This window comes from Bacteroides sp. MSSM.1001136sp1_RTP21357st2_D2_RTP21359_211015 (assembly GCF_040913205.1).
Lineage (GTDB): Bacteria > Bacteroidota > Bacteroidia > Bacteroidales > Bacteroidaceae > Bacteroides > Bacteroides ovatus.
Window position 1 is genome coordinate 325,198 of record NZ_JBDFVF010000001.1, and the last position, 18,819, is coordinate 344,016.

General features: G+C 39.5%; 17 protein-coding genes. 7 read left to right on the forward strand and 10 right to left on the reverse strand.

The window, feature by feature from the left end; genetic code table 11:
• Positions 1-130 precede the first annotated feature (130 nt).
• Together aspD and aspT are read right to left on the reverse strand one after the other, a co-directional pair.
• Positions 131-1,774 (reverse strand): aspartate 4-decarboxylase, encoded by a 1,644-nt coding sequence (gene aspD / locus AB5217_RS01360; RefSeq protein ID WP_211480450.1) that lies wholly within the window; start codon positions 1,772-1,774, stop codon positions 131-133.
• 22 nt (positions 1,775-1,796) lie between these two features.
• Positions 1,797-3,491, reverse strand: coding sequence for an aspartate-alanine antiporter (gene aspT, locus AB5217_RS01365; protein WP_004308876.1), 1,695 nt, complete (start codon positions 3,489-3,491; stop codon positions 1,797-1,799).
• Between the two features lie 167 nt (positions 3,492-3,658).
• On the opposite strand from aspT, the gene AB5217_RS01370 reads away from it, so the two are divergent.
• Positions 3,659-5,326, forward strand: coding sequence for a formate--tetrahydrofolate ligase (locus AB5217_RS01370; protein WP_004295785.1), 1,668 nt, complete (start codon positions 3,659-3,661; stop codon positions 5,324-5,326).
• A 338-nt stretch (positions 5,327-5,664) separates the two neighbouring features.
• Here the strand turns inward: AB5217_RS01370 and glyA are convergent, their stop codons facing one another.
• The 8 genes from glyA to AB5217_RS01410 form a co-directional block, all read right to left on the reverse strand.
• Positions 5,665-6,945 carry a serine hydroxymethyltransferase gene (gene glyA, locus AB5217_RS01375; RefSeq protein ID WP_004308877.1) on the reverse strand — a complete coding sequence of 427 codons (1,281 nt, stop codon included), beginning with the start codon at positions 6,943-6,945 and terminating at the stop codon, positions 5,665-5,667.
• A 134-nt stretch (positions 6,946-7,079) separates the two neighbouring features.
• Positions 7,080-7,817 carry a porin family protein gene (locus tag AB5217_RS01380; RefSeq protein ID WP_004295789.1) on the reverse strand — a complete coding sequence of 246 codons (738 nt, stop codon included), beginning with the start codon at positions 7,815-7,817 and terminating at the stop codon, positions 7,080-7,082.
• Between the two features lie 16 nt (positions 7,818-7,833).
• A complete protein-coding gene (locus AB5217_RS01385) occupies positions 7,834-8,403 on the reverse strand; it encodes a flavin reductase family protein (protein ID WP_004325806.1) in 570 nt (189 codons plus the stop codon).
• 16 nt (positions 8,404-8,419) lie between these two features.
• Positions 8,420-8,881: an aspartate carbamoyltransferase regulatory subunit gene (gene pyrI / locus AB5217_RS01390; protein WP_032843517.1), complete on the reverse strand. Its 462-nt coding sequence runs from the start codon at positions 8,879-8,881 to the stop codon at positions 8,420-8,422.
• Positions 8,878-9,819, reverse strand: a complete 942-nt coding sequence (gene pyrB, locus AB5217_RS01395) for an aspartate carbamoyltransferase (protein ID WP_118418770.1) — start codon at positions 9,817-9,819, stop codon at positions 8,878-8,880. Before pyrB ends, pyrI begins: the two co-directional genes overlap by 4 nt.
• Before the next feature lie 112 nt (positions 9,820-9,931).
• Positions 9,932-10,711 carry a DUF4373 domain-containing protein gene (locus AB5217_RS01400; protein WP_118418769.1) on the reverse strand — a complete coding sequence of 260 codons (780 nt, stop codon included), beginning with the start codon at positions 10,709-10,711 and terminating at the stop codon, positions 9,932-9,934.
• Positions 10,712-10,735: 24 nt separating this feature from the next.
• Positions 10,736-11,080, reverse strand: coding sequence for an SH3 beta-barrel fold-containing protein (locus AB5217_RS01405; RefSeq protein ID WP_118418768.1), 345 nt, complete (start codon positions 11,078-11,080; stop codon positions 10,736-10,738).
• 227 nt (positions 11,081-11,307) lie between these two features.
• Positions 11,308-11,718 (reverse strand): DUF4119 family protein, encoded by a 411-nt coding sequence (locus tag AB5217_RS01410; protein WP_118418767.1) that lies wholly within the window; start codon positions 11,716-11,718, stop codon positions 11,308-11,310.
• Between the two features lie 128 nt (positions 11,719-11,846).
• Between AB5217_RS01410 and AB5217_RS01415 the strand changes: the two genes are divergently transcribed.
• The 6 genes from AB5217_RS01415 (at position 11,847) to AB5217_RS01440 (ending at position 18,817) form a co-directional block, all read left to right on the forward strand.
• Positions 11,847-12,800, forward strand: coding sequence for a tyrosine-type recombinase/integrase (locus AB5217_RS01415; RefSeq protein WP_211480452.1), 954 nt, complete (start codon positions 11,847-11,849; stop codon positions 12,798-12,800).
• A gap of 354 nt (positions 12,801-13,154) precedes the next feature.
• Positions 13,155-13,724 (forward strand): UpxY family transcription antiterminator, encoded by a 570-nt coding sequence (locus AB5217_RS01420; RefSeq protein ID WP_211480453.1) that lies wholly within the window; start codon positions 13,155-13,157, stop codon positions 13,722-13,724.
• A gap of 117 nt (positions 13,725-13,841) precedes the next feature.
• Positions 13,842-15,317, forward strand: coding sequence for an O-antigen translocase (locus tag AB5217_RS01425; protein ID WP_118418882.1), 1,476 nt, complete (start codon positions 13,842-13,844; stop codon positions 15,315-15,317).
• Positions 15,310-16,503, forward strand: a complete 1,194-nt coding sequence (locus AB5217_RS01430) for a Coenzyme F420 hydrogenase/dehydrogenase, beta subunit C-terminal domain (protein ID WP_211480454.1) — start codon at positions 15,310-15,312, stop codon at positions 16,501-16,503. Before AB5217_RS01425 ends, AB5217_RS01430 begins: the two co-directional genes overlap by 8 nt.
• The gene (locus AB5217_RS01435; protein WP_118418884.1) at positions 16,500-17,540 is read left to right on the forward strand and encodes a polysaccharide pyruvyl transferase family protein; all 1,041 of its coding nucleotides are present in this window, start codon (positions 16,500-16,502) and stop codon (positions 17,538-17,540) included. The genes AB5217_RS01430 and AB5217_RS01435 overlap by 4 nt, the downstream gene beginning before the upstream one ends.
• 215 nt (positions 17,541-17,755) lie before the next feature.
• The gene (locus AB5217_RS01440) at positions 17,756-18,817 is read left to right on the forward strand and encodes a hypothetical protein (protein WP_138274613.1); all 1,062 of its coding nucleotides are present in this window, start codon (positions 17,756-17,758) and stop codon (positions 18,815-18,817) included.
• Positions 18,818-18,819: the final 2 nt, after the last annotated feature.

Sequence of the window (18,819 nt, forward strand, 5' to 3'; positions counted from 1 at the left end):
AATCCAGCTAGTTGAACGAAAAACTTTTGGAGTGAAATAGATACTGAAATATCCGATAAGTCAGTAGTTATAAAGAAGTGATAACTACTGACTTTCGGATATTCTCAAAGCCTATAATACCTTGTTGATTTTAATGTATGGATGCCTTCCATGCTTTGGCATATTCTTCCAAAACACATTTGATACTTTGTCCGATTTTCACATAATCGGTCTCATTCAAATTGGCTAGTGACACACGCACACTCCATTTCGGTCCGGCAAAGCCACCACCATTCAACAGGACGAGTGAAGTTTCGTTTGCCAGGCGGAAAACCACATCCAATGGATTGTAGGTCTTTTGCAGATAAGCAACGAAGTCATCCCCATAGAATTTCTTCGCCCATACCAGCATATCGATCTCCGAATAATATCCGGCACGCAACGGATCTTCCACCAGCGTGAAACCTGTGTTGTCCCACAACGCATGCAGACGGCGATGAATAATTTCCTGCATCTTCTTCTTATAACTGTCTTCTTTATCCAGAAGCGAGAAGATGGCAAACAAACTCATCTGTATTTGTTGAGGTAGAGAAAGCCCTGCAGTATGATTCAATGCAATCTGCCGGCTGTCAGCCACCATACGATTGATAAATTTCATCTTTTCCGGTTGTAGACTAAGACTGGAATAACGTTTGTTCAAGATTGATTTCTGCTCCTCCGACAGGCGGGCAATCATTTTGTCGTAGATGTTGTCTTCGTGTAGAGCGATCACTGCGGTTCTCCATCCCGTAGCTCCAAAATATTTGGAGAACGAATAAACGCAAAGCGTATTATGCGGCAACTCTGCCATTAATGAGCGAAAATGAGGAATAAATGTTCCGTACACATCATCCGTGATAATCATCAGGTTTGGATTATCATTCTTCACAATGTTGATGATACGTTCGGTAGTCTCTTTGCTAAGTGCATAGCTGGGCGGGTTGCTCGGATTGGTGATAAACAACGCTTTGATCCGCGGATCTTTCAGCTTGTCTATATCTTCATCCTTATACTGCCAGGTATGTAAACCGTCAGGAGTCATCTGGTCAGCAGAAATTTCGGTAACGTCGAACTGATAGCGTCGCAGTTCCGGGATTTCTATATAAGGAGTGAACACAGGAACCATCAAAGCAATAGCATCCCCCTGGTTCAACAGGAAATTCTCTTGCAAAGAATCGAACAGATAACACATGGCTGCCGTACCTCCTTCGGTCGCGAAAAGGTCAAAAGTACCTTTCGGCGGACGGCGGTCACACATCTCTTGCGCCAGGTAATCCTGTACGATTAACTCCGTAAAATGTAAAATACGGTCGGGCACAGGATACTGGTCGCCAATCACCGATTCTGCCCATTCGTGAATAAGTGTATCCGGATCGGCAGCATGTTCCATCAGCATATAATTATAGCCCTCTTTCAATAGGTTAGCACCGGGAGCTTTCTCGTTTTCTTTCAGGAAAGCCTCGAAACGGGCAGCAATTCCCGCCTTTTGCGGAATACCTGCTATTCCTTCTTCCAGTGAAAACGCATGACGACATTCGCAAAGGCCGAATTGTCCCAGCAGAAAAAAGGCTTCGCGTGGTTCGGTAGCAATCCAGTTCGGGTTACCTCTTCCGGCATTCAACATCGTATGCGCTATCTTCTTGATACTTTCATCTGCCATATCGATCAGTTTGTTTTTCAGCTCGAACGGGCTGATCGTTTCCATTTTCTTGGCATAACTTTTGGTAATGGCAGGGTTATTTGTTTTCTTTTCCATAATGATATTTATTTATATAGTTTTACATAAGTAGTACGATGACAACTCCCCAGATAATCAGGAGCGTATTGCCGACTGCATACGTCACCGTATATCCTAATGCCGGTGTGTCGCTTTCCACTGCATCCTGAATAGCTCCCAATGCAGCTGTTGTAGTACGTGCTCCTGCCGTACATCCCAATGACAGGGCAGGGTGGAATTTGAACAAGTATCTCGCCATCAGCAATCCGGCGAGGAGAGGAATGGCCGTTGCCAATGCGCCGACGATAAACAGACTGACGCCTACTTCCTTGAATCCGGCAATGAAACTGGGACCTGCGGCGATACCGACCACTGCGATAAACATATTCAGTCCTACATTATTCAATACCCATAAAGAAGGTTCGGGGATACCTCCGAAAGTAGGATGCTTGCTGCGTAGCCAACCGAACAGAAGTCCGGCTATCAATGCGCCGCCACTGGTAGAAAGACTGATAGGAACACCTCCCAGATGAATAGCCAGTGCACCGAAAAGACCACCGAGCAAAATACCCAATCCAACGAAGATCATATCCGTCTGGTTGGTAGGCCGGTCAATATAGCCCATTTGTTTGGCAGCACTTTCCACTTCATGTTTAAGACCGGTAAGTTCGAGAATATCTCCCGAATCTACAATCGTTTTAGGTAATACCGGAACATTGATTCCGGCACGTTTGATATTCCGGATACTAACCCCGTGCATAAACTTCTGCGCCCTGATTTTGGAAACCGTTTCTCCGGCAAAAGTCCGGTGGGTCACCATTACAGGAAGAGTTTCTGCCGGGAAGTCGAGTAATTGTGCATCAATCACTTCCGGACCGATCCAGTCTTCTTCTCCAATCACAAATTCACGGCGTCCGCTAAGTACCACTTCGTCATTCTTATGAAGAATCAGGTTCGGATCTACTTCCTTCACCACTCTTTTTTGACGAATCCGTTCTACAAACAGTCGTTTATCATTTTTACATAGATAAGCTTCAAGTTCACTGACTTTCTTTCCTTTGCCAAACCATTCATTGGTGATTTTATAAGCACGGAACACAACCGGACGAAGAGCTGGGGAAAATCCGGGTTCGTCAGCTTCCGATGTTCCCATTTGAGCCTCCAATTCCTTGCAGTCGGCCTTCACCTTATCCAGTCCACCCAGCATTTTAGGGCCGAGAGAAGCCAGAATCCACGCCGAACCGGCCGTTCCGAAAATATAAGTTACGGCATACGCTACCGGAATTGCATTGATGAACGTGGCTTTCTGTGCATCGCTGATTCCCAGCTGGTTGATCGTATCGCTTGCCACGCCGATAACGGCGGATATTGTTTGTGAGCCTGCCAACAGTCCGGCAGCTTCTCCTACATGATATCCCATGATTTTGGCCAGTATCCACGGGGCTACCAGACTGACAATACACATCAGTACGGCAAATCCCACTTGTGGCAGGCCGTCTTTCTTCAATCCGCGGAAAAACTGCGGACCTACCTTATAGCCAACGGCAAATAAGAAAAGCAGAAAGAACACAGCTTTCATCGGACCATCTACAGTGATATTCAGTTGTCCGACCAATACTCCGACCAGAAGAACGCTGGTGACTGTCCCCAAGGAGAATTTCCCTATTTTGAGTCTGCCCAGCCAAAATCCGGCAAAGAGCGTCAGGAAAATAGCAAGTTCAGGATGTACCCTTAATTGATTAATAATCCATTCCATAATTAAGTTGTTGTTTTAGGTTATGTCATTTACAACAGTTATAGCGTAAAAAGAGTTTGTTGTGTTATGAAAAATAGAGATATAATATCCGTCGAACTTTAAATTTCTCTATTTCGCTTTTTTGTTATACTTTTGTTCCTTCAAAAATAAAACTAATCATATTCTGTATGAAATCAGACATAGAAATAGCTCGCAGTATTGAGCTGAAGAAGATTAAGCAAGTTGCCGAAGGTATCGGAATCCCTCGTGAGGAAGTGGAGAATTATGGCCGCTACATAGCAAAGATCCCCGAACAACTGATTGATGAAGAGAAAGTGAAGAAAAGCAATCTCATTCTGGTAACTGCTATCACAGCAACCAAAGCGGGCATTGGCAAAACTACAGTATCTATCGGTCTCGCTTTGGGATTGAATAAAATTGGAAAGAATGCGATTGTCGCTCTTCGCGAGCCGTCTCTCGGTCCATGTTTCGGAATGAAGGGAGGAGCAGCCGGTGGGGGATATGCACAAGTGCTTCCGATGGACAAAATTAACCTCCATTTTACAGGGGATTTTCATGCCATCACTTCTGCTCATAACATGATTTCTGCTTTACTCGACAATTATCTCTATCAGAACCAGGCAAAAGGTTTCGGATTGAAAGAAATTCTTTGGCGGAGAGTGCTTGACGTGAACGACCGTTCGTTGCGCAGCATCGTTGTCGGCCTCGGACCTAAATCGAACGGGATTACCCAAGAGTCCGGTTTCGATATTACTCCTGCTTCGGAGATTATGGCAATTCTTTGCCTTTCCAAAGATGTGAGTGATCTGCGTCGCCGTATTGAAAATATCCTGTTGGGCTTCACGTATGACGACCAACCTTTTACTGTGAAAGATTTGGGAGTGGCAGGAGCCATCACTGTGTTGTTGAAAGATGCTATCCATCCTAATTTAGTGCAGACTACCGAAGGAACCGCTGCTTTTGTACATGGTGGTCCGTTTGCTAATATCGCACATGGTTGTAACTCTATTCTGGCCACTAAATTGGCAATGTCTTTCGGTGATTATGTAATAACAGAAGCCGGATTCGGTGCCGATCTCGGTGCAGAAAAATTCTATAATATCAAATGTCGCAAGAGCGGACTCCAACCACGTCTCACAGTGATTGTCGCTACGGCACAAGGATTAAAGATGCACGGAGGTGTCAGTCTCGACCGTATCAAAGAGCCGAATATGGAAGGCTTGAAAGAAGGATTGCGTAATCTCGACAAACACGTTCGTAACCTTCGCTCATTCGGTCAGACCATCATCGTAGCTTTCAATAAGTTTGCATCCGATACGGATGAAGAAATGGAATTACTGCGCGAACATTGCGAACAGTTGGGAGTGGGTTTCGCCATTAACAATGCGTTCAGTGAAGGAGGAGAGGGAGCAGTAGATATGGCCCGTCTGGTAGTAGATACCATAGAGAACAATCCGTCCGAATCTTTACGCTACACTTATAAAGAAGAAGATAGCATACAGCAGAAGATCGAAAAGGTAGCCACTAATATTTACGGAGCCAGCGTTATTACCTATAGTAGTATTGCACGCAACCGTATCAAACTGATTGAGAAAATGGGAATCACTCATTATCCGGTTTGTATTGCTAAAACACAATATTCATTCTCTGCCGATCCAAAGATTTATGGTGCGGTAAACAACTTCGAGTTCCATATTAAAGATATTGTTATCAATAACGGAGCTGAAATGATTGTAGCCATTGCCGGAGAAATTCTTCGTATGCCGGGATTACCCAAAGAACCGCAAGCATTGCATATCGATATTGTGGATGGAGAAATAGAAGGATTGAGCTAAAATATATACCTCAAAAAAATATTCCGGTATGATGCCGGTAAAATAAATCCCCGTCTTTCCCTATGAAATAAAATGTGGAAAGACGGGGATGACTGTATATAGAGTCCAGTGCGCTTCTGTTTTCTCTTCTTGCACACTGGACGGTTGAATTCGTCCTTGCTATGAGTGATATATGACATCATATATTTCTTTTATAGTAAGAAAAACGAAAATATGGACAGATGGTTCGGGCGGGACCGTTAATAAATAAAAAAAGCCTGCTCCTTTCACAAAGAGCAGACTTTATAAATAAGAAATAAAGCTGATAACAGTGAAGCTATTAGCTTTGAAATCGTTTTTTAATAAGCAAAAAGAGGATATTTCTTCATTGTCTCATTGACACGTGCACGTACTTGTGCAATAACTTCCTCATTTTCTACGTTAGACAATACAGTCTCGATCATTTCAGCAATTTCGAGCATCAAATCTTCTTTTGCACCACGAGTTGTGATAGCAGGAGTACCCAAACGGATACCGGAAGTCTGGAAAGCTGAACGGCTGTCGAACGGAACCATGTTCTTGTTAACAGTAATATCGGCAGAAACCAATGCTTTTTCTGCCACTTTACCTGTCAGTTCGGGATATTTGCTACGCAGGTCGACCAACATAGAGTGGTTGTCTGTACCACCGGAAACGATGGTAAAACCACGGTCGATTAAAGCCTGTGCAAGTACAGCAGCGTTCTTTTGTACTTGTTTAGCATATTCCTTAAATTCAGGTTGCAGGATTTCACCGAAAGCAACTGCTTTAGCAGCAATTACATGTTCCAGTGGTCCGCCTTGGATTCCCGGGAATACGGCAGAATCCAGTAATTGAGACATCATCTTGATCTCACCTTTCGGAGTGGTCTTACCCCATGGATTGGGGAAATCCTTACCCATCATGATGACACCACCACGAGGTCCGCGAAGTGTTTTATGTGTAGTAGAAGTGACGATATGTGCATATTTAACCGGGTTTTCGAGCACTCCGGCAGCGATCAGACCGGCAGGGTGAGCCATGTCGATCATCAGGATAGCGCCTACTTTGTCAGCGATTTCACGCATACGTTTGTAATCCCATTCACGAGAGTATGCAGAACCACCACCGATAATCATTTTCGGTTTCTCACGTAGAGCGACTTCTTCCATCTGGTCGTAGTCAACGCGTCCAGTTTCCTGATTCAGGTTATATTCGCAAGGAGTATAGATGATACCGGAAGTGTTTACCAGTGAGCCATGAGAAAGGTGTCCGCCGTGTGCAAGATTTAATCCCATGAATTTGTCGCCCGGATTCAGAACTGCGAGGAAAACAGCAGCATTAGCTTGTGCTCCCGAGTGTGGTTGTACGTTTGCCCATTCCGCGCCAAAAATTTCTTTCAGGCGGTCGATAGCGATTTGTTCGCTTTGGTCTACTACTTCGCAACCTCCGTAATAACGTTTGCCGGGATAACCTTCTGCGTACTTGTTAGTCAGGCAAGAACCCATTGCCTGCATAACCTGGTCACTCACAAAATTTTCTGATGCAATAAGCTCGATTCCTTTCAACTGACGTTGATGCTCTTTTTCGATGATGTCGAAAATGATGTCGTCTCTTTTCATTCTTTTATAAGTAAGATTAAATTTCTAATTCGAGATACCTATTTTAAGCGCACAAAGTTAATGAAAATAAATAAAGAATGAAGGAAGTACAAGAAAAATGTTAGTAAAAAGCCGGATTTAATGATATTTTATTCTTAAAGGATGAATCCCAGCGAAAAACTTAACGCGCTGTCACGGCGACGGAAAATAATGTTGCTCACTCCTGTGCTGCCGTCGGAATTGATATTGTCGTAAATGATGGACTTGGAGATATTTCCGATGCCTTGCTCGTAGCGGAAATCGAAAAAGATACGGGAGATGTTGACGCCTACACCGATCACTGCACTGACATTGAACGGATACAGCCTTTCGTGAATCCCTTTTTGGTCAAAATTCTTAAAAGTGATTTCATTGTGTTTTCCCCATAAGTAGCGAAGTTTGGGGCCTGCGAAGATAGACATTCCGTAAGGCCCTTTTTTCACCACATTATAGCCGTATAAAATAGGGAAATCCACACTGTGCAACACCGATTGCACGGAAGCATAATCAGGCTCGATGGCAGGATGCTGCGAACCGAGCTTATCGAAAGTGATCTCACATTTGCTTACATTATAGGACACTTCCGGCTGAATGAAATGCTTCTTCATGTTGATGCGCATAAAGAGGGCGCCGAAATAACCTATCTTGTAGTTATTCTGCACCTCATCGATAGTTACATCCTTAATTTTCAGTTCAGACACCATGAACATGGAAGAGTTGAATCCCGCCTTGATACCGATATTTATTTTTTTTGTATTGGGGCGGTCTACTTTTTCTGCGTTATAGTTCTGGCCGACAGCCGTGCAGGCTATGGCTAACAAACCGGGAAGGATGAATTTACGCAGCATATTCATGGCAATATCGCACTTTTTATGATTTCTTCTTTTCTACACTCCAACCGAATTTACCGATTTTCTCTCCCAGATTATAATATCCTCCGTGCACATATACCAGCGGATTGGCTTCGGCCAGTTCCAGCTTTCCGGTTTCAGGATTCAGGTTCCGGTCGTCCGCACGCACATTTACTACGTCAGCGATAAACATATCGTGTGAGCCGAGAGAGATGATTTCTTTCACACGGCATTCAATGCAAAGAGGAGATTCTTCAATCAACGGAGCACTGACCACCGTACACTGTCCGGGTGTCAGCTTCATCTCATCAAATTTATGATAATCACGTCCCGAACGAACTCCGCACCAGTCGGTGGCAAAAGCCATATCTTTCGTTGTCAGGTTGATGACAAACTCCATATTTTTTTTGATAATGTCATAAGAATGGCGTTCCGGACGTACGGATATATAACACATGGGCGGGTTTGTACAAATCGTACCCGTCCATGCTACTGTGAACATATTATATTCGCTTTCTTCTTTTCCGCAGCTGACCAGTACAGCCGGCAGCGGATAGATCATCGTTCCTGGTTTCCAGTCCTGTTTCATAGGCCTATACGTTTATTCAGAGGATTGTAATCTCTTCACGTTTCTGCTCTTTCTCGCAATAATGGCACTTTACGATACAATTATCCTTGTCTATCACATGAAAGATAGTGGCCATCGGTTCGTTGTTGGTGATACATTTCGGATTGGCACATTTCACGATGCCCCGAAGTTCATCCGGCATTTTCACCTCTTTCTTTTCCACTACTTCGTAATCGCGGATGATATTCAGCTTGACGTGCGGGGCAACTACTGAAATACGGTTAATCTCTTCGTCGCAGAAGAATTTATCTGCAATCTTGATGATCCCTTTTTTACCCAGCTTCTTGCTGTCGAGGTTGAATCCGATAGTGATATTGCTAGTCATCTGTTCCACACCGAGCAGTTGCACTACGGTAAAGAGCTTTTCGGATGGTATATGGTCAATCACTGTCCCGTTTTTCAGGGCAGCTACTTGCAATTCTTGTTTATTTTCGCTCATAATAAAATATCGTTTTTAACGTCATCTAATGTGATACCTAATACATCGCAAAGGATTGCTTCGCGGGCATACAGACCGTTTTGTGCCTGTTGGAAATAATATGCTTTCGGATTGTCATCCACATCGTAAGCAATTTCGTTGACACGGGGAAGCGGGTGCAGGATACGCAGGTTCGGACGTGTGTTCTCCAGCATTTTATTACGGAGAATATATACATTCTTCACCCGTTCATATTCCATCAGGTCGGTGAAACGTTCGCGTTGCACACGGGTCATGTACAGAATATCGGCGTCAGCGATAATCTCTTCGGTAAAATCCGTATGTTCAACGTATTTTATTTGGTGCGTTTTACAGTAAAGTTTGTATTCTTGCGGCATTTTCAGCTCTTCGGGAGCGATGAAGTGGAAAGTTGGATTGAAGTGTCGCATCGCCATCAGCAAAGAATGTACGGTGCGGCCGTATTTCAAGTCACCCACCAGGAAAATGTTCAGATTTTCCAGCGTTCCTTGTGTCTTGTAGATAGAGTAGAGATCGAGCATCGTCTGCGACGGGTGCTGGTTGGCTCCGTCACCTGCGTTGACAATGGGCACCGGGGCTACTTCGCTGGCATACCGTGCAGCTCCTTCGAGATGATGCCGCATGACGATAATATCTGCATAGTTGCTCACCATCATGATCGTGTCTTTAAGTGTTTCCCCTTTGGAAGAGCTGGTAGCTTTGGGGTCAGAGAATCCGATTACTCGTGCACCGAGACGGTTGGCAGCTGTTTCAAAACTCAAGCGGGTACGGGTGGAAGGTTCAAAGAACAGGGTTGCTACAACCTTTCCTTGTAATAACCGGCGATTGGGGTTCATTTCAAACTGCTTCGCCATTTCGAGCATGTAGAGGATTTTTTCTTTAGAATGTTCGGCAATGGTTACTAAACTTCTGTTTTCCATTTTGTTATCTTTTATGTGGATAGAACTTGTTTTACCGGAGCGTAAAGGTACGAAGAATTTGTGAAAAGCACAGATTTTTCGTACCTTTTTTATCAGCTTTTAATCAGTCGGTTTATTTCCGTCCGCTAGCTAACGCTGCAATGATATATTTCCCCGGTGCTCCGATTTTACTCCAAGCCGTATTGGAGAGCAGTTTCCACACCTGGGTGCCTTTCCTGCCATAGTCCGATAGCCGGAGAATCGTCTGTTTCTCTTTTGGGTCAGTCACTTTATGGTTGTCCAGGCTCTCCATCAATCCTGCTATGTTGTGTGTAGCCAGATTGTAGGCATACCCCGGAATTTCAATCGAAGCATCGTTAATTTCTTCTTCTTCAGAATTTAGTTTAGTTTCCTTTAGTTTAGTTTGTCGGGAAATGTCTGCATTTTCTTGACTCACCTCCTCTTGAGTTTCAAAAATGTCTGCATTTTCCGCGTTCAACTCTTCTTTTTGCATCCCTTTTTTCTTCTTGGTCTCTAATAAATAAGGTAGTTGGGAGAAGTCAATTTTCCTTCGTGTAGTAGCTTCAAACCACACCCTTTGAATCTGTTCCGAAGTGAGTATGCCGTATTTTTCGTAGGTTCCCTTATGGAAAAATCCTTTTTCTAATAGCAGGTCAACAATCTTTTCCATCATATCTTCTTTGATCCCGCCGCCTACTTTGCGGACAAAAATCAGGTTTTGTTCCTTTCCCCAAGAGATGTAATATCCTTCTTTGTATATTTTACAAAGCAATCGCATGACAATGTAAGAAGCTAATACTCCAAATTTAGCTTCTAATAATTCCATCACTTCTTCGTCAAAAAAGTTTGCCGGTGTCGGGAAGTAAGGTATCCCTTTATTAATCATATTCATAGTTCAATATTTTTCATTATAAAATTACACAATAGCTTTCCATTCTATCAGGTTTCCGATCATAAATCTTCTCCATCCTTTTTGTTCTTCACTCCAATAGATAACAGACTCCTGTATTGCTGTAATTTTGAAATCCCGATGAAAGAATTTTTCGTATCCTACCAATGTTCCTTTTTCTAAACAAAATGTTCCGTCTTGCTTACGGAAAGCTATCATTGCATTCCCATATAGCATGCGTTCTATTAATTTGATGCACTTCTGTACTATTTTCTCCGCACATTTTTCCGAAATTCCTTTTTCAGCAGTAATACGTTTTTTCCATACTAATTTGCAAGCTGTCAACTTGTCTTTTTCCATTTTTCTTTTCATTCCTTAGTTGTTTTAATTGAAAAAAATATTGATAATTGTAAATGCAAATTTCTTCTTGGGGATAGTGACGGTATGTTGTTGTCATAGCGTCATTATCTTTCCATTATGGTGACGCTATTTCATTGTGATAGCGTCACCATTTTTCTGAAGAAACTAGTCTTGTTTCTAGTCGACTGAAAACGACGTCAAAAGTAGGTCTTACATTTGGCCTGTACAATTATTTTTTCTTAGTACTTGCTTTTGACTTTTTCAGCCTGTTCTTTTTTTTCCTTTTTTTCTTTCATATACTCTTCTTCGACAGGCTTTTTCAATGCTGCCAATTCTGCGTGTATACTGCTAAATTCCATTAACTTATAGCCGCCGTGTTTGTGAATGTATAATATTTTTTGGTCATAGATATATTGGGCCAAATTTATCAGCTTTTTTTTCTTGGGATGGTGGAAATGTCCATCAATAAAGATTTTTAAAAGCACAGTCAAATAAAGGCGGATATCTCCATCGATTGCTATTCTGTTATCTAGCTCTTCTTTACTGATGATTTCTTCCTTTGAATGCTTTTCAGAGGCTTTTTTCTTTGTTTGAACATTTCTTTTTGTTTCGTCACTTTTGTTACTTTTTTTAGATTTTTTACTGCTCATGATTAATTAATTTTTGCAATATTAATAAATGTTAATTAGGTGATAATATCTGGAAAGTGAAATTGAACGTGCAAAAAGATTTGTTCTTTTGTCGCTTGCCAAATAGTATATATATAAAATAACTAGTGATGCAAATGATGAATAAAAATGGATTTAGTCGATGTGGTGAGAACTACATCAATCGTTTACGAAAGGAGGGGCGCTATTCTACTGCGCACGTCTATAAGAATGCCCTTTATTCTTTCAGTAAGTTTTGCGGTATGTTGAATATGTCGTTCAGACAGGTCACCAAAGAACGTTTACGACGTTATGGTCAGTATCTTTATGAGTGTGGTTTGAAGCCCAATACGATTTCTACGTATATGCGTATGCTTCGTAGTATTTACAATCGGGGAGTGGAAGCGGGTAGTGCCCCCTATGTTCCCCGATTATTTCATGATGTTTATACAGGCGTGGATGTCCGGCAAAAGAAAGCTTTGCCTGCCGGTGAATTGCATAAACTTCTGTATGAAGATCCCAAATCGGAGCGTTTACGTCGTACACAAACTATTGCCGCCCTGATGTTCCAGTTTGGTGGAATGTCATTTGCTGATTTAGCTCATCTGGAAAAATCTGCTTTAGATCAGAGTGTATTACGTTATAATCGAATCAAGACGAAAACTCCCATGAGCGTGGAAGTGCTTGATACTGCCAGGGGAATGATTAATCAACTCCGGAATAATCAGGAACCCATTCCTGATTGTCCTGACTATCTGTTCGATATACTTTGCGGTAACAAGAAACGGAAGGATGAAAGGGCATACCGTGAATATCAGTCGGCTCTTCGGAGATTCAATAATCGTTTGAAGGATTTGGCGAGAGCTCTACGTTTGAATTCTCCCGTTTCTTCTTACACACTTCGCCATTCCTGGGCAACGACAGCCAAGTATCGTGGAGTGCCAATTGAAATGATTAGTGAATCATTGGGACATAAATCTATAAAAACCACACAAATCTATTTAAAAGGTTTTGAGCTAAGAGAACGTACAGAGGTAAATAAAGGGAATTTATCTTACATTAGAAACTATCGTTTAGGTAGATAATTGACGATAAAGTATTAGAAATCAAGGGCGAAATGTTTCTGTTACTTCTTAGGTAACGGATAAGGTACTCATTCACAGGAAAACAGATGAAAACAGAAAAACATGGACAAGAACCGCCTACAGCAATGTTTTTCTAACCTACGCGAAGGGAAAAGCATCTTTGAAAACAGAATATAGGAATATCGGGCATGATAAAACAAAACCATCATGTCCTGATATATTTTTGTTGCATATTTCAACAAATCAGAAAAAAAAGAAGATTTTACTTGTTTACTATTTGTATTTTTGCATATCTTTGCACCGAATAATTATCCGTTACCTAAGAAGTAACGGAAACTTAAGGGGTAAAAAAGTATGATTCTAACGAAAGAAACTTTAAGTGCTGGGCCTAAAATTGGGACAGGGGAAGGCGTAGCACACTCTAAACGCTGGTATGTCGCTCTGGTTCGTATGCATCATGAGAAGAAGGTAGCCGAACGTTTAGACAAAATGGGGATTGAAAATTTTGTACCGGTCCAGCAAGAAGTACATCAATGGAGCGACCGCCGTAAAGTGGTTGAATCCGTGTTGCTTCCCATGATGGTTTTTGTATATGCTGATCCTAAAGAACGTAAAGAGGTTCTTTCCTTTTCTACCGTTAGTCGGTATATGGTAATGCGTGGTGAGAGCAGTCCGACTATCATTCCTGATGAACAAATGGCCCGTTTCCGTTTTATGCTCGATTATTCCGAAGAGGCAATCTGTATGAATAGCGCTCCTTTGGCACGTGGTGAAAAAGTACGTGTTGTCAAAGGTCCTTTGACTGGTCTTGTAGGAGAGCTTGTTATGGTGGATGGCAGGAGTAAGATTGCTGTCCGGTTAAATATGCTGGGGTGTGCTTGTGCGGATATGCCGGTTGGGTATGTGGAACCGATTACATATTAAACAGTTTTTCTCTCTAAAGCGTAGTTGACACAATAAATGAAAAGACTGGTAGTAGCGAATTCCATACTTTATTTTTGGGGGAGGGGAGGACATAAATCTTTAAACTGAGATAACTGGATGGAAAATACTTATAAGTCAATTTTAAAGTCCTCTGGGCTTATAGCTTATGTTCAAATATTCCAAATGGCATTGGGATTAGTTCGGAATAAAGTTGTTGCTTTAGTCTTAGGAGCTTCAGGATTTGGTATATGGGGACTTTTTAATACTTTTATGGAAATGGTTACAACCTTTTCTACATTGGGTATTGATCAAAGTGGTGTAAGGGATATAGCCCAAAAAAGTGAAGATAGTCTAACTGTAGCCAAGTGTATATATGTTTTTAGAATAATGATATTAGTAATGTCTTCGATTCTATGTATTTGTGTCATAATATGTTCTGAAAAAATTAGTCTTTTTCTTTTTAATACAGATAAATATAGATGGGGTGTTGTAGCCTTGTCTTTTGTACTAATATTTAGGGGGATTAGTCGTGGAAATATATCCATATTAAATGGGTTGAGACATCTTAAAGAACTTGCAATTAGCCAGATATATGGAACAATTTTGGGGAGTTGTATTACAGTAGCATTAGTGTTAATTTGGGGTGAGCCCTCTATTCCTTGGGCTTTATTATTTATCGGTATAACATTAGCTTTTTCAACGACTTTTTATGTAAGAAAAATCCATATCTTAAAAGTAAAACTTACTTGGTTTGAATTTAAAACAATAGCTAAACCTCTTTTTTTGTTAGGATTAAGTTTTAGTTTTTCAGGTTTTATTTCGACTGTTATGACACTTCTTTCACGTTCATATTTAAGTAATCATTTTGAACTAAAAGCTGTAGGAATTTATCAAGCTAGTTGGACGATTTCCAATTTGTATATAGGTATTATTTTGACAGCTATGGGAGTAGACTTTATGCCGAGATTAATGAAAGTTATAGGTAATAAAGAGGAAGTTAATAAGATGATCAATCAGCAATTAGAGACAGGAATTTTGTTGTCCAGTATAGGTGTTGTTAGCATTTTGTTATTTTCTGATTTATTCTTGTATTTGCTTTATTCTAAGGAATTTGAATCTGGTTCTGAAATAATTCGTTGGCAAGTATTGGGAGTAATGATGCGCATATTTGCATTTCCATTTAGTTATTCAATAGCAGCAAAGGGGAAGGCATTACTTTATGCAATTTCTCAATTTGTTTTTTGGACATTAGATTATTTGTTATTGATATTTTTTGCTAGTTATTTTGGATTTGAAGGATTAGGAGTTAATTATGTCGTTGCGTACAGTGTCTTCTTATCTATAGTTTTCCTCTCGTGTAAAAGATTATTTGATTTCAATTTGTCTTCAATGGTCGTGCGATTGATCGTGAAAACGTGTGTGTTTATTCTAATTGCTTGGTTCTCTATTTATTTTGTATCTGGAATTAAACTGTATGTGATTGCTTTTATTGAAATTGTTGGCCTGTTATGGTTTGTGAATACATATATGCGTAAAAGGATGGATATAGACTTGTGCTCAATACTTATTAAAAAACTTCGTAAGAATGATTAAAATAAAGTTGGCAAAACGCTCGGATTGCACTGGATGTATGGCTTGTGTAGATAGTTGTAGTAGAAGTGCTATTTCATCAATTGTCGAAAAAGACGGCCATCGATATCCTATAATTAACTATGATCTATGCGTTCGTTGTGGAGTTTGTATGAAAAAGTGTCCAGAGCTTAGTCATTTTAATTATGTAGAAGATATAAAAGCTTTGCCATATTTATCATGGGCTAAGGATGATAAGATAAGACTTCGTGGGGCTTCAGGGGGAATTTTTGGCGCTATTGCTACATATGTATTGGCTCAAAATGGATTTGTTTGTGGATGCACAATGGATGGAATGTGTGCCAAACATATTATCATCAACAATGTGTCACAATTACCAGATATTCAAGGATCAAAGTATATACATAGTGATATGTCTGGTATATATAGAGAATTGAAAATAGTTCTTAAAACAGGACGTTGGGTGTTGTATTGTGGAACTCGATGTCAGGTCGCAGGTTTGCTTTCTTTTTTATGTAAGATTCCAGAGAATTTAATAACCATTGATTTGGTATGTAATGGTGTGCCTTCAGTAAATCTTCTCAAATATTATGAAGACTATAAAACAATAAAATCATTTAGGAATAAAGAGGAAGGCTGGAAACATGGATCTAAGTTAACATTTGTTGATAAACAAGGGAATTTAATAGTAGGCGATAAAGACGCAGATATCCAGGAAAATGGGTTCTTGCAAGGTATGACTAATAGAAGTTCTTGCTATGATTGTCATTATGCTTATCCTCATACAAAGGCTGATATGACTATTATGGATTATTGGGGTGAAAAGGATTATCCTGAAGAACATTTTAAGGGGATTAGTTGTGTTATACTTAATACATCAAAAGGAAAAGAAATAGCAGAACGTTCCAACGTAGTTCTAATAGAAAGTAAATGGGAGAAATGTTTACCTTATAACCCGAGAATCGGTGTAGGTTATAAACCCTTTTGTCGCCATACAATAGAGAGAATGATTATGCCTTACGCATTTCAGCATTTCTCAAAAGAAACAATAAAAAAAATTTATGTTAGAAAGATAAATAGTTTCAATCCTGTTTGGTTGGGAGTGAAAATTGTTAGATTAATGCATTATAAATTAATATTAAATTATCAAAGATTTCAAATACGTAAACTAATAAAACGATTGAAATGAAAATAGCGATTCTTACTTTCTCAAAAGTGAATAATTATGGTGCAACATTACAATGTTATGCTTTGTCGACAATCCTTCGAAGGTTAGGACATGAAGTGGTGCTTTTGGATTATCAATTACCAAGATCAAAGTCATTGAATCCTATTTATAGATTTCATCAGTTTGTTCAAAAAATACTATTTGAAAAGTTTCGTAATAGATATTTGCCACCTTTTTCTATTCCTTTAAAGAGCAAAAGCGACTTGCAGAAATTATATCCAAAAGCAGATCTATATGTAGTGGGGAGTGATCAAGTATGGAATCCTAATATAACCCGAGATGCTGGTGTTGGTGTTTATTTCTTCGATTTTCTTCCAGACAATGTGAGGAGAATTGCATATGCAGCTAGTTTCGGAGTGAGTCAGACGGATGTGTTTGGAGAATATTCTCAAGTATCTTCTCTTCTCAAAAAATTTAATTCAATAGGGGTCAGAGAGATTTCTGGTATATCTATTTGTCAAACTTTAGCAAATAGGGACGCCACTCTTGTGGTAGATCCAACATTACTTTTAGGTGATTATTCCATTTTTTTAAAGAAAGAAAAACCAAAAGGGGTATGTTTATTCAACTTTCAAAATAATCCTTATTTTTATGATGCTGCAAATTTCTTTGCAGAACAATTAGACACCTCCGCTTTAATATTAGCTTCTTATAAAAGAAAACGAGGGCTTAGAAATAAATTATTTGTAACAGTAGAAGAATGGCTAAATAGTATTGGCAACTCTGAATTTGTTGTCACAGATTCATTTCATGCAACAGTTTTCTCTATATTGCTTCATCGTAGATTTGCCACATTTATTATGCCTGGCAAGTCTGATAGGGTAGCTACTCTTTTGAGAAAATTAGGTTTAACATCTCGTTTGATAAAAGATGAACAAGATTATATTCAGCGAAGAGAAGAAATCTTGAATGAGGAAATAAATTATAATGAAGTAGAGAGGAAGCTGTCTGAAATGAGAGAAGTTTCAATGACCTTTCTTGTGAATGCTATAGGCTGATGGATATCATTATTTTGTTTATCGGATTTGTTTTCTTAGCAAAAAGGAAGTACGATTGGGTTATTTTTATCATTTTACTTCTATCGTCTAACTATATGCAGATGAGACTACCTCTTGAATTTATACGACCTACATTCCCTTTTCCTCATCAAATATTGGATACATCTTTGTTGTTGTATTTATGTCTATATTTCAAGGTGATTTCTAATAGAAAAATGGATATCAGGTTATCACAAACAATAGGAGTTGTTTTATTGTTTTTCTACTTTCTCATAGCCGCCATTATGGATGTATCTCGAAATGTTGAAATATCTGATATTTTGTTCTATTTACGAGGCTATTTACTTTTAACTTTTATATTTATAGCAGGTTCTTTTTCATATGATGTCATACTCAAAGTTCTCAAAAAGGTATATTATGCAACAGCAACTATTTGTTTGATTATCTTGTTTCAACGTTTTACTAACATTGAACTAATACCATTTATTCCAATAAATTTAGAACGAGGAGTAAAGGCTCCAATATTTGCGATTTTTTGCAGCTTTCTCTCATTGATAAATGTTTTTAAGGTATCGCGTCCTAAACAGATCGCTCATGTGATTGTATTTCTTCTTCCTATTTTGTTAAACTCTAAGATGACTTATTTACTATCAATTGTCTTGATATATGTTTTATACTTAATTATAAAAAATGGTGTAAATGTGGTGAAAAGCATTACATATATAGTTCTTGTTATGATATTTCTCAATATTGTGCTTGTCCTTTTTCCTACAATATCAGAACGAATAATGGAAATTCAAGGAAACCTTTCAACGATTGGAACAGAAAATGCAGGTGATAATTTTTCTTTCCGTATGGCACATGCTTATGAACGACTGATGTATGTATTGAATGGAGGATTTTTTGAATGGTTCCATGGGGTGGGTTTTATTAATGAAAGAAATTTTAAAAGTGGTATATTTACTATAGGTCTGCTTAATGAAGAACATAACATCATTCAGCTAGATACAGGTGATATTGCTTGGTCGATATTATTTGTTCGGTTTGGTATTGTTGGTACTTTAATTTTCATATTTTTCTTGTTGCGTCTTATTATACAGTTACTTAAATTATATGGCGTTTGTAAATTGTTTGGCTGTTACTTATTAGTGGCTTTGTTTTTCCAATCATTAGGGAATGCTGTTCTTGTAGATGGATTCTTTTATATTCTTCCTTTATTGTTTTTAGGGTGTAAAAAGAACAGTGCCTTGCTGGTTTTAAATTCTGCAAATAAATAATT

What these genes read in the sequence shown, in the direction of transcription:
- aspD (WP_211480450.1), bottom strand. Translation starts at nt 1,774, where the DNA reads ATGGAAAAGAAAACAAATAACCCTGCCATTACCAAAAGTTATGCCAAG.
- aspT (WP_004308876.1), bottom strand. Translation starts at nt 3,491, where the DNA reads ATGGAATGGATTATTAATCAATTAAGGGTACATCCTGAACTTGCTATT.
- AB5217_RS01370 (WP_004295785.1), top strand. Translation starts at nt 3,659, where the DNA reads ATGAAATCAGACATAGAAATAGCTCGCAGTATTGAGCTGAAGAAGATT.
- glyA (WP_004308877.1), bottom strand. Translation starts at nt 6,945, where the DNA reads ATGAAAAGAGACGACATCATTTTCGACATCATCGAAAAAGAGCATCAA.
- AB5217_RS01380 (WP_004295789.1), bottom strand. Translation starts at nt 7,817, where the DNA reads ATGAATATGCTGCGTAAATTCATCCTTCCCGGTTTGTTAGCCATAGCC.
- AB5217_RS01385 (WP_004325806.1), bottom strand. Translation starts at nt 8,403, where the DNA reads ATGAAACAGGACTGGAAACCAGGAACGATGATCTATCCGCTGCCGGCT.
- pyrI (WP_032843517.1), bottom strand. Translation starts at nt 8,881, where the DNA reads ATGAGCGAAAATAAACAAGAATTGCAAGTAGCTGCCCTGAAAAACGGG.
- pyrB (WP_118418770.1), bottom strand. Translation starts at nt 9,819, where the DNA reads ATGGAAAACAGAAGTTTAGTAACCATTGCCGAACATTCTAAAGAAAAA.
- AB5217_RS01400 (WP_118418769.1), bottom strand. Translation starts at nt 10,711, where the DNA reads ATGAATATGATTAATAAAGGGATACCTTACTTCCCGACACCGGCAAAC.
- AB5217_RS01405 (WP_118418768.1), bottom strand. Translation starts at nt 11,080, where the DNA reads ATGAAAAGAAAAATGGAAAAAGACAAGTTGACAGCTTGCAAATTAGTA.
- AB5217_RS01410 (WP_118418767.1), bottom strand. Translation starts at nt 11,718, where the DNA reads ATGAGCAGTAAAAAATCTAAAAAAAGTAACAAAAGTGACGAAACAAAA.
- AB5217_RS01415 (WP_211480452.1), top strand. Translation starts at nt 11,847, where the DNA reads ATGCAAATGATGAATAAAAATGGATTTAGTCGATGTGGTGAGAACTAC.
- AB5217_RS01420 (WP_211480453.1), top strand. Translation starts at nt 13,155, where the DNA reads ATGATTCTAACGAAAGAAACTTTAAGTGCTGGGCCTAAAATTGGGACA.
- AB5217_RS01425 (WP_118418882.1), top strand. Translation starts at nt 13,842, where the DNA reads ATGGAAAATACTTATAAGTCAATTTTAAAGTCCTCTGGGCTTATAGCT.
- AB5217_RS01430 (WP_211480454.1), top strand. Translation starts at nt 15,310, where the DNA reads ATGATTAAAATAAAGTTGGCAAAACGCTCGGATTGCACTGGATGTATG.
- AB5217_RS01435 (WP_118418884.1), top strand. Translation starts at nt 16,500, where the DNA reads ATGAAAATAGCGATTCTTACTTTCTCAAAAGTGAATAATTATGGTGCA.
- AB5217_RS01440 (WP_138274613.1), top strand. Translation starts at nt 17,756, where the DNA reads ATGGATATCAGGTTATCACAAACAATAGGAGTTGTTTTATTGTTTTTC.